Origin of the sequence: Enterobacter sp. J49 (genome assembly GCF_002148625.1) — a bacterium.
GTDB lineage: Bacteria > Pseudomonadota > Gammaproteobacteria > Enterobacterales > Enterobacteriaceae > Enterobacter > Enterobacter ludwigii.
Genome location: NZ_MWPY01000048.1, coordinates 34,455 through 44,483, shown reverse-complemented (window position 1 = coordinate 44,483; position 10,029 = coordinate 34,455). Strand labels below are relative to the sequence as shown.

Annotated in this window: 10 protein-coding genes; 6 read left to right on the top strand and 4 right to left on the bottom strand. The window is 51.0% G+C overall.

What is annotated here, in order from left to right:
• Window positions 1-237 precede the first annotated feature (237 nt).
• Window positions 238-543, bottom strand: a complete 306-nt coding sequence (locus BJP35_RS24915) for a hypothetical protein (RefSeq protein WP_086463628.1) — start codon at window positions 541-543, stop codon at window positions 238-240.
• Window positions 544-675: 132 nt separating this feature from the next.
• On the opposite strand from BJP35_RS24915, the gene BJP35_RS24040 reads away from it, so the two are divergent.
• A complete protein-coding gene (locus tag BJP35_RS24040) occupies window positions 676-1,077 on the top strand; it encodes a hypothetical protein (protein ID WP_086463627.1) in 402 nt (133 codons plus the stop codon).
• Window positions 1,078-1,126: 49 nt separating this feature from the next.
• Here BJP35_RS24040 and BJP35_RS24035 read toward each other — a convergent pair whose 3' ends face one another.
• Complete coding sequence (locus BJP35_RS24035; RefSeq protein WP_086463626.1) at window positions 1,127-2,026, bottom strand: LysR substrate-binding domain-containing protein; 900 nt, start codon at window positions 2,024-2,026, stop codon at window positions 1,127-1,129.
• A 139-nt stretch (window positions 2,027-2,165) separates the two neighbouring features.
• On the opposite strand from BJP35_RS24035, the gene BJP35_RS24030 reads away from it, so the two are divergent.
• From BJP35_RS24030 to BJP35_RS24010, 5 genes are all read left to right on the top strand, one after another.
• Window positions 2,166-2,468, top strand: coding sequence for a hypothetical protein (locus BJP35_RS24030; RefSeq protein ID WP_032680999.1), 303 nt, complete (start codon window positions 2,166-2,168; stop codon window positions 2,466-2,468).
• Between the two features lie 93 nt (window positions 2,469-2,561).
• Window positions 2,562-3,119: an NAD(P)H-dependent oxidoreductase gene (locus BJP35_RS24025; protein WP_086463625.1), complete on the top strand. Its 558-nt coding sequence runs from the start codon at window positions 2,562-2,564 to the stop codon at window positions 3,117-3,119.
• A gap of 18 nt (window positions 3,120-3,137) precedes the next feature.
• On the top strand, window positions 3,138-4,157 hold the full coding sequence (locus tag BJP35_RS24020; RefSeq protein WP_086463624.1) for an aldo/keto reductase: 1,020 nt from the start codon (window positions 3,138-3,140) through the stop codon (window positions 4,155-4,157).
• Between the two features lie 29 nt (window positions 4,158-4,186).
• Complete coding sequence (locus tag BJP35_RS24015; RefSeq protein WP_086463623.1) at window positions 4,187-4,918, top strand: putative quinol monooxygenase; 732 nt, start codon at window positions 4,187-4,189, stop codon at window positions 4,916-4,918.
• Between the two features lie 77 nt (window positions 4,919-4,995).
• Window positions 4,996-6,198, top strand: a complete 1,203-nt coding sequence (locus tag BJP35_RS24010; protein ID WP_086463630.1) for a serine hydrolase — start codon at window positions 4,996-4,998, stop codon at window positions 6,196-6,198.
• A 156-nt stretch (window positions 6,199-6,354) separates the two neighbouring features.
• On the opposite strand, the gene BJP35_RS24005 is transcribed toward BJP35_RS24010, so the two are convergent.
• Both BJP35_RS24005 and silA read right to left on the bottom strand, forming a co-directional pair.
• A complete protein-coding gene (locus BJP35_RS24005; protein WP_073396823.1) occupies window positions 6,355-6,663 on the bottom strand; it encodes a Silver-binding protein in 309 nt (102 codons plus the stop codon).
• Between the two features lie 221 nt (window positions 6,664-6,884).
• Entirely contained in the window at window positions 6,885-10,019 is a 3,135-nt protein-coding gene (silA, locus tag BJP35_RS24000; protein ID WP_086463622.1) for a Cu(+)/Ag(+) efflux RND transporter permease subunit SilA, read from the bottom strand.
• Window positions 10,020-10,029: the final 10 nt, after the last annotated feature.

Sequence of the window (10,029 nt, the reverse complement as noted above, 5' to 3'; positions counted from 1 at the left end):
CGCGATCAATAACCTGCTTGACTGCTTCAATTTTAAACTCTTCGGGATAACGTTTACCGCTCATGGGCACCTCTCTTTAAGTCATCTTAAATGACTCTGAGGTGTCTGTTAAACCCGTGGCGATTCAAAAATGTATAGAGGGTACGATACAAGATAATTTTGAGTCGCTCTTTACTTTTAACAGCTCACGCAACAAATAAAAAATGGGCTTACCATTAGGTAAGCCCTTACATCGAATCAATAAATGCCAATAAATATTTTTTCGTCGACAAACGTAATCAAATTTTTGTATCGGGCATCTTTTGTATTAGTACCCGGATTTACTATATTCGTCACACTATGTGATGCACTCTCTGTTATACCACCATCAGCTTTTTTATATGCATCATAAAAATCCCAAAAGAACAATGCTGAACGAACCACTTGCTTTGTTGATGCAGTAATTAACTCTGGATGCTCTTCATAATCCACTGGATCGCCCCAAACCTTATTAGCATACTGAGTAAAGGCTCTATAATTATATCTCCCTGTGAGTTGTTTCATCCCCCTGCCCTTATAGCGCCATCCATCACCAGGCTCTGTATTACCATTACGTCCGCCATAAGCTTTATTGGCAATCGCTTCCTGATTTGCTCTGTGTGCACCTGTTCGCCCATCAATTTGCTGTTCATCAGGATGTCGTCGATAATAGCTGGGTTGGGCTACGGCGTATTCGCCGCACTCAATCAGCCGGCAGAAAAGGTATTTGTGTGGGTAGTGTTGATTGCCCTTCTGTTCGCCGGCATCAACGGTCTGACGATGTTTATGATGGGTAAAGGCAGCATTCGCGCCGTGCGGGTACATCTTTCTCTGGCATTCATAAGCCTTCTGCTGACGGTCGTTTATCTGCTTGCGGCTCTGAGCGGCACCATCTGGCCAGGCGTCAATTTAACAGCCGCACTGGTGAGTGTTGTCATGTTGCTGCTCAGCGGTTTCTGTATACGATCTCCTTCCTTCTATAAGATGCTGCTATTTACCCTTCATAATCGCGCCTGGCGCCAGCAAATCCGCCAGACACGCAATAACATGCAGCGTTAAACACCTTCCCGCCACTACTGGCGGGACTTCGCCCTGTGCCTGCGTAACCTTATCGCTCGGTCGCGGAGATCAAAAAATCAATCAGGGCTTTCACCCTTTTTGTTTTCCCCGCATTTTTCGGGTAATAGAGATACACTGGCGGATAGGTTTTCCAGAAGCTCTCCATCACAGGTACAAATTGTTCCCGATCTGGCTGTAACCGCCAGATGGGTTCGAACAAGCGCCCAATTCCCAGCCCGTTACGAATTCCGTCTGCCATAACGTCAATATCGTTGCTGATTAACTGTCCGGGCATCTCAACGGTTAACTGTTCTCCGCGATCGTTCAGGATCAACGGAAGGATGCGGTTGTTAGTGATAAAACGGTAACCAATCAATCGGTGATGACTGAGATCTGCCGGCACCTCAGGCATACCCTGTTCAGCGAGATAGACAGAGGATGCGTATAACCCTTCACGAAACGGTTTCATTAACGGTCGTGCTACCACCCCACCCTCCAGAATATCGCCAAAACGAATCCCCAGATCAAAACGCTCCTCGATAATATTCACGGTACCGTCGAAGACCGAAATTTCCAGTTGAATCCTTGGGTATTGCTGACAGAACGCAGCCATTGCAGGCTTGAGAATTAACAGATAGGCGAAACGCGAGAGCGTAATTCTTACCACACCAGAGGGTTCCTGACTCCGATCGCGAATGCTTTCCAGCGATTTTTCCAGCGAATCCACCGCGGCGGCAGTTTGTTCCAGCAACTGTTGCCCGGTTTCGGTCAGCTCAATACGCCGGGTCGTGCGCACAAAAAGCGGATGACCAATATGCTCTTCAAGCAACTTAAGCGCATTGCTGACGGAGGGCGGCGTGATTTCAAGTTTCCTCGCGGCTGCCGAGATATTTCCTTCACGCGCAATGCTCTGAAAGATGCGGATCTGATTATAAAGAGCGTTATTCATAGCATTTTCCTTAAGCAATTACCACCTGATTATTAAGTACAGGCTAAAGATGCTTAAGTCAATGCTCGCCTTATCTTCTCATATAGAGGCTCTTATACTTTCTGCTCTTCTCACTGAAAACTGATTACTGGAGCGACTGATGCGAATTTTATGTCTGGATATTCCCGCCGCGGGTGCATCGCCGGAAAAATATGCACCGCACCTTACTGCTGAAGCATTGCACGCCTGGGGGCTGTATAAATCCGGCGTCATCCGCGACATCTACTTTCGTCAGGACAGACCCGGCGTCGCTATTTTCCTTGAATGTGACGCTGTCGAGGAAGCGATGAACGTAATGGCCGAATTCCCTCTGGCGAAAGCAGGCTTATTAAGCTTCGAGTGCATTCCTCTTGGCTCCTTTATTAACTGGGAAAATCTCTTCTCAGAAGAATTTAAAAACTAAAAGCACGGCGTGGCTGACGTCCCGTCTTTTTAAGACGCTGCATCTGAAAACACGCCTGAGTTAAACATCCACAATTCAACATAACTGATAGAAATGAAAAATATCCTTATCGTTTCCGGACATCCAGAGCTTAACCATTCTGTCGCCAACGCCATCATCCTTGACGAGGTGGCTACAGCCCTGCCCGACGCTGAAATTCGTCGTCTGGACTGGCTCTATTCGGACGGCAAATTCAATATCGGTGCGGAGCAGGAAAGCCTGCTCAGGGCCGATGTGATTATCTGGCAGTTCCCTTTTTCCTGGTACGGACTCCCGGGACTCATGAAACAGTGGCTGGATGAAGTTTTTGTTCACGGTTTCGCGCATGGTTCCACGGCGAAACTGGGTGGTAAAAAGCTGGTTCTCTCCTTCACAACGGGGGCACCGCAAGCGCTTTACACCGCTGACGGTTTCTTTGGCCACACCATTGAGGAGTATCTCATTGCGTTCGAGACGACGGCAAGGCTGTGCAATCTTGAGATGCTGGCACCGGTTTATACCTGCGGTATCAGCTACGCCGACAGGGATGCCGAGAAAATCGCCCAGCAAAAAACGCTTGCCCGGGAGCACGCGTCAAGGCTTGTCGACCTGCTTAACGCTATTGGTGAATAATTCGGAAGGAGAATAACGATGCAGTATACCCGGCTCGGTAAAAGTGACTTACTTGTCTCTCGCATCTGCATGGGATGCATGGGGTTTGGCGATCCGTTGACAGGCCAGCATCGCTGGACGCTGGACGAAACGGAAAGCCGGCACATCATTCGCTACGGCCTTGAACAGGGCATCAATTTTTACGATACCGCCATCGCCTATCAGAACGGTTCGAGTGAACGGTTTGTTGGCCGGGCATTGCGTGACATGGCGAAGCGCGATGATGTGGTGCTGGCTACAAAGTTTCTGCCGCGGACGCCCGCGCAAATTGCCGAGGGGATCAGCGGAAAACAGGCAATAGCCCGCTCGCTGGATCTGAGTCTGCAAAATCTGGGTATGGACTACATAGACATCTACATTTACCACATCTGGGATTACAACACGCCCGTTCTTGAGGTGCTTGAAGCGCTGCATGCCGCCGTTACTGCCGGCAAGGTGCGCGCTATAGGGATCTCAAACTGCTACGCCTGGCAGCTGGCTAAGGCGAACGCGCTTGCAGAACGCGAAGGGCTGACGCCCTTTGTTTCCATGCAGAGTCACTACAACCTGATTATGCGTGAAGATGAACGTGAACTCTTCGGTTTATGCGCTGAGGATGGGATCGCGTTGACGCCCTATAGTGCGCTGGCAAGCGGCCGCCTCTCCCGTAAAGAAGGCCACACGCGGCGAGCCGTCGAGGATGACTACGCCCGCGGGAAGTATGACCGTACGGCAGAACAAGATCGGATCATTATCGAACGCGTTGCCGAGCTTGCCGAACAGTATGAGGTAACCATGACGGAAATATCTCTCGCCTGGCTACTGACCAGGGTCACCTCACCTATTGTCGGTGCCACGCAAAAACGTCATGTCGAAGGTGCAGTAAACGCCGTGAGCCTGCAGCTGAGTCCGGAGGCGATCCGCTATCTGGAAGAATGCTATCAGCCCCACTTTCTGACGGGGGTTATGGCGCAAAATACGCCGCATACCAAAGACGTTAAGCAGGTCTGGACGCGGTAGCCTGTCTCTGGTTTAGAAAAAGGATCATCATGAAAAAGAGTCTCATGTTTTTAACTTACCTGCTAATAAGCAGTCCTGCCTTTGCAGAAAGTCAGGGCACACAGGATACGCCCGTGATGAATATCGTTGAGATAAGCATCACGCCCGATCGGGACAGGCATTTTGATGAGGTTGCCAGGCAAACAATCACCGCTTCGGTTGATCATGAAGTGGGCACGCTGGCGATGTACGCGCTGAAACGCAGTGACAAGGCGCGTCAGGCATATATGGTTGAGCTTTATGCAAGCGAGTTGGCCTACCGCAAACATCTGGATGCCTCTCCATACAAAGCGTTTGTTACTCAAGCACCTGATATGATTGATCGGAAGCTGAAAATCACACTGGTGCCGCAATTTACAGGGGACAAACACATCATACCCGATGAGCGGACCATCAATAATCTGGTGGTAGTTGAGGTGAAGCCGGAATATCAGACTGAATTCAAAAACATTGTCCTTCCTGAAATGGCTCAGTCGCTCAACATAGAAAAAGGCGTGCTTGCCATGTATGCCGCGACAGACGTAGATGATCCCCACCGCTGGTATTTCTATGAGATTTACGCCAGTGAGGAAGATTATCAACTCCACAGACAGACGCCGCACTTTAGGGATTATCTAAAGCAAACGGCGCACATGAGTACCCGTAAAACGTCTATTCCTGTCAAACCACTATTTCTGCGTAATAAAGGCGGGATAACCGCAGAAATCGCCCCTGGCGGCTAAAGCGTAGAAAAATGGCGTTTACGCAGGCCAGGTGTGATACATTCCGGGCGCTCTAATGACCACCACACATGACAGGTATGCAGAACATAACTCAACATTTTCGCTGGCTTCTGCTTGTTATCCCGTCACTGAGCGGTTGTGGCACCCTCTCGCAAATGTCCTCCCCGGCAGGAACACAGGAACTCCTCACCCATAAATCGCTGGACGGCGACGTTGATAGCGTGGTCCGTCACTATATGGCGCAAAAATCCGTTCCCGGGATGACGGTTGCGGTGATCCATAATTACGGTTCTCCGCAGTTTTACAGTTGGGGCGTAACCGATGTGGCCAATCGCTACCCGATCGGGTCCAATACCTTGTTTGCCCTCGGTTCGCTCAGCAAAGGGATTACGGCGGAAGTGGTGGCTTGTCTGGTGAACGAAGGAAGGCTGAGTTGGGACGATAACCTGGCGACATTGCTGCCACCGGGTACGCCCTTAAGCGCAGATGCACAAAAAATTACTCTACTGGAACTGGCGACCCACACCTCTGGCCTGCCCCGTCAGAATATGGATGTTCCGATGCTGGGAAAATTCATCAGCTATTTAAGCAGTGGTGATAATTTTTATGGCGAACTGGATAGCGATAAGGTATTGCGCTATTTAGCCAACTGGCATGCACCGCAGCATAAAATGCCGCAATATTCTAATACCGGCTATGCCCTGATTGGCTATATCCTGAAACACAAAACCGGCGAAGATATTCAGAGTTTAGCCTCGCGCTATATTTTTCAACCGCTGCAAATGGCTAACAGTAGTTTTACTCCCCAGACGTTAAAGGGATACCCGCAGCGTGCGCTTGGCCATGCTGGCGATCAGCCCAAATTCATCCCGCGCGGGCAACTGACGCCCGACTGGCATTTTTCCAACAACATGGTAGCGGCAGCGAGTTTATACAGTAACGCCGAAGATCTGGCCGCGTATGCCCGCTATCACGTGGCGACAACCGACAATCGCTTATTGGATAGCGTCTTTGCTGAAGTCAGTAATACCGATATTCAACGCCCCGATGGTGTACAGGGTATTGCCTGGACCACCGACTTTATCGGTCTGGAAAAAATTACTTATCAGGTAGGCTATATTGGCGGCTACTCAAGCTTTATCGGTTTCGATAAACAAAAAGGCAATGCGGTAGTCGTGCTTCAAAATGCGTTTAACTGGAGTAACTATATTGGTATCGCACTATTGATGGATATGGCGAAGAACGATAGCCAGAGAGAAGAATATTCTCGCGCGCTGTAACCTCGCCTGGTCATGTCTGCAAACCAACTGCAGCGCTTCTCCGTATCGGCATGATACTGCTCAGCGGTGGCTGCATTCTTACTGCGACCTTCTAAAAGATGCTGAAAACGCCCCTCACTCGAGGAGCGTATACCCGTGACATCCACCACGCGCCAGTTAATTCGCCTGATTCATACGGCGATGTTTCTCTGCCTGTTGCTGGTGAATAACAGAAGACTGCCCATTGTTCGCCGTTTCATGCACAACGGCGGCCTTCTCATGCTCATTCATTGCAGAGAAAGACTTTGCCGATTCGGGAGTATTACAGGGGCCAGCTTTGAGCATTTTCTTGTGCATCTCAGCCATGGTTTGATGCGCAGTTGCCTGAGCGTTATTAACCTGGTCGTGCACATTGATCGTTTCTGCTGCCCAGCCAGATGAGGTGACAGCCATAATGGTGACAATGGATAACAGGATCTTTTTCATGGTCGAATCTCCTAAGTTTACATGCTCTGCAATATCGCTGAATGAAAAGTCAGAGATAAATGCATCGGCGTCTGAATTATCATTGATTATAAAAACCGACCTCTGTTTATCCCGTGACGGGCTGATGACATTTCTGTCACTGGGCCATACGGGGAATAACCCTCTCCCCCATACGCATAAAAAAGGACACTCCAGCGTGTCCTTTTAATATCGTCGTGTGTTTATTTATGTCTTCGCAGCCAGATTAATTTGTAGGCGGCCGGAATAATGAACAGGGATAACAGCGGAGCCGTAATCATTCCTCCAATCATCGGCGCGGCTATCCGGCTCATGACTTCTGAGCCCGCACCGGTTCCCCAGAGGATGGGCAACAGACCGGCAATGATAACCGCTACGGTCATCGCTTTCGGTCTCACGCGGAGTACCGCCCCCTGATAAAGGGCTTCATCGAGCCCTTCCGCGGTAAAGGTTTCCCGCTGGGCAAGCGCCGGATGGGCTTCAATGGCATGACGCAAATACATCAGCATCACCACGCCAAATTCTGCTGCCACCCCGGCCAGGGCAATAAAGCCGGTTCCGGTCGCCACGGACATATGGAAGCCCTGCCAGTACAGGAACCAAATTCCGCCGACCAGGGCGAATGGCAGACTCATCAGAATAAGCAGGGCCTCATCAACACGACGGAATGCCAGATATAACAAAATGAATATGATCATTATCGTCATCGGCACCATCAGTTTCAGTTTTTTATTGGCGTGCTCCAGCAATTCAAACTGTCCGGAGAAAGAGACACTGGTGCCCGGTCTTAATTTTACGTGCTGGCTGATAGCGGTTTTAATGTCGTTTACAACCGACACCATATCCCTGCCACGGGCATCAATATAAATCCAGCTGGCAGGACGGGCATTTTCCGTTTTCAGCATGGTAGGTCCGGAAACGACACGAATATCAGCGACATCGCCCAGGGTAATTTGCTGTTTCATTGGCGTCAGAATGGGCATCTGTTTCAATGCCTGTGGGCTGTTTCGGTAATCCTGAGGGTAGCGGATATTGATCGGGTAACGGGCTACGCCCTCAACCGTCTCGCCGATTGTTGCGCCACCGATGGCTGATGAGACAAACAGCTGCACATCACCCACCGTCATTCCGTATCGGGATGCTTTCTCCCGGTTGATATCCACATCGATGTAGCGTCCGCCTTCCAGACGTTCTGCCAGTGCTGAAACCACGCCCGGCACGGTTTTGGCCACCGCTTCGATACGTTGTGCCGTGACATCAATATCAGACAAAACGGTGCCAGACACCTTGATACCGATTGGGCTTTTAATGCCGGTGGAGAGCATATCTATACGGTTACGGATCGGCGGTACCCAGAGGTTAGCCAGGCCGGGCAAACGCACGGTCTTATCCAGCTCATCAACGATCTTGTCAATCGTCATTCCTGGTCGCCACTGATCTTCAGGTTTGAGCTGAAGGGTGGTTTCGACCATTTCCAGTGGCGCGGAGTCGGTCGCCGTTTCGGCCTTACCGGTCTTACCAAATACGGACGCCACTTCAGGGACGGTTTTGATTAATTTGTCTGTCGTCTGCAAGAGCGCGGCAGCCTCTGCCGGCGATACGCCAGGTAACGTTGAAGGCATGTACAGCAGATCGCCCTCATTGATCTTTGGCAGAAATTCCCCCCCGACCTGACTCAGCGGCCATATGACCGTAAAAATAGTTAACGCCGCAATCAGCAAGGTCGTTTTCGGCCAGTGGAGCACGCGAAGCAATAACGGATGATAGGCATTAATCAGCAGTCGGTTCAGCGGGTTGCTGGTCTCCGCGGGGATTTTCCCTCTGATCCAGAACCCCATCAGTATAGGAATGACGATGATTGCCAGCGCGGCCGCGCCCGCCATGGCATACGTCTTCGTGAAGGCCAGCGGCCCAAACAGGCGCCCTTCCTGTCCCTCAAGCGTGAAAATGGGGATGAACGACAAGGTGATGATCAGCAGGCTGATAAACAGCGCCGGGCCCACTTCAACGGACGCATCGGTAATGACCTTCCAGCGGGTTGCGTTGTCTATCTGCTCCCCTGGGTGTTGATGATCCCACTCTTCCAGCCGTTTATGCGCATTTTCAATCATCACAATGGCGGCATCCACCATCGCCCCCACGGCAATGGCAATCCCGCCCAGTGACATAATATTGGCGTTTAGCCCCTGGAAATGCATGACGATAAAGGCAATGCACAGGCCAAGCGGCAGAGAAACGATCGCCACCAGCGCAGAGCGGATATGCCAGAGGAACAGCGCACAGACGATGGCCACCACGATAAACTCTTCAAGGAGTTTGTTACTCAGGTTATCAATGGCGCGGTCAATTAACTGGCTGCGATCGTAGGTAGTCACCACCTCGACACCGTCTGGCAGGCTGGCTTTCAGCGTCTCCAGCTTGTCTTTCACTGCGGTAATGACTTCACGTGCGTTTTTCCCCGAGCGCAGGATCACGACGCCACCAGCAACTTCGCCCTGGCCGTTAAGTTCTGCAATGCCGCGCCGCATCTCCGGGCCCGTTTGCACGCGTGCCACATCGCGCAGATAAACCGGCACGCCGTTCTCGCCCGTTTTCAGGACGATATTATTGAAATCATCAATGGACTGAAGGTAACCGCTGGCGCGGACCATGTACTCCGCTTCCGCCATTTCAATGGATGATCCCCCTGCTTCCTGGTTAGATGATTCGAGAGCCTGTTTAACGTCGGGCAGCGTGACACCGTACTGCGCCAGCTTCAACGGGTTAACCTGAATCTGATACTGCTTAACCACGCCGCCTACTGACGCAACCTCCGCGACGTTAGGGATGGTTTTCAGTTCGAATTTCAGGAACCAGTCCTGAAGGGAGCGCAGTTCTGCAAGATCGTGTTTTCCGCTGTGATCCACCAGGGCATATTCAAATATCCAGCCGACACCGGTGGCATCTGGTCCTATTTCTGAGCTTACACCGGCAGGCAATTTGCCCTGCACCTGATTCAGGTATTCCAGAACGCGTGAGCGGGCCCAGTAGAGGTCAGTACCGTCTTCAAAAATGACATAAACATAGGAGTCACCAAACTGGGAAAAACCACGCACGGTCTTTGCGCCGGGTACCGACAGCATGGTTGTCGTGAGCGGATACGTGACCTGATTTTCAACAATCTGCGGGGCCTGACCGGGATAGCTGGTTTTTATGATCACCTGCACATCAGACAGATCGGGCAATGCATCCACAGGGGTATTGATGATAGTCCATGTTCCCCAGACGCTGAGAAACAAAGCGCCCATCATCACCAGGAAACGGTTGGCGACGGAGCGCCGGATAATCCATTCAATCATCATCGTCTCC

What these genes read in the sequence shown, in the direction of transcription:
- BJP35_RS24915 (WP_086463628.1), bottom strand. Translation starts at nt 543, where the DNA reads ATGAAACAACTCACAGGGAGATATAATTATAGAGCCTTTACTCAGTAT.
- BJP35_RS24040 (WP_086463627.1), top strand. Translation starts at nt 676, where the DNA reads ATGTCGTCGATAATAGCTGGGTTGGGCTACGGCGTATTCGCCGCACTC.
- BJP35_RS24035 (WP_086463626.1), bottom strand. Translation starts at nt 2,026, where the DNA reads ATGAATAACGCTCTTTATAATCAGATCCGCATCTTTCAGAGCATTGCG.
- BJP35_RS24030 (WP_032680999.1), top strand. Translation starts at nt 2,166, where the DNA reads ATGCGAATTTTATGTCTGGATATTCCCGCCGCGGGTGCATCGCCGGAA.
- BJP35_RS24025 (WP_086463625.1), top strand. Translation starts at nt 2,562, where the DNA reads ATGAAAAATATCCTTATCGTTTCCGGACATCCAGAGCTTAACCATTCT.
- BJP35_RS24020 (WP_086463624.1), top strand. Translation starts at nt 3,138, where the DNA reads ATGCAGTATACCCGGCTCGGTAAAAGTGACTTACTTGTCTCTCGCATC.
- BJP35_RS24015 (WP_086463623.1), top strand. Translation starts at nt 4,187, where the DNA reads ATGAAAAAGAGTCTCATGTTTTTAACTTACCTGCTAATAAGCAGTCCT.
- BJP35_RS24010 (WP_086463630.1), top strand. Translation starts at nt 4,996, where the DNA reads ATGCAGAACATAACTCAACATTTTCGCTGGCTTCTGCTTGTTATCCCG.
- BJP35_RS24005 (WP_073396823.1), bottom strand. Translation starts at nt 6,663, where the DNA reads ATGAAAAAGATCCTGTTATCCATTGTCACCATTATGGCTGTCACCTCA.
- silA (WP_086463622.1), bottom strand. Translation starts at nt 10,019, where the DNA reads ATGATTGAATGGATTATCCGGCGCTCCGTCGCCAACCGTTTCCTGGTG.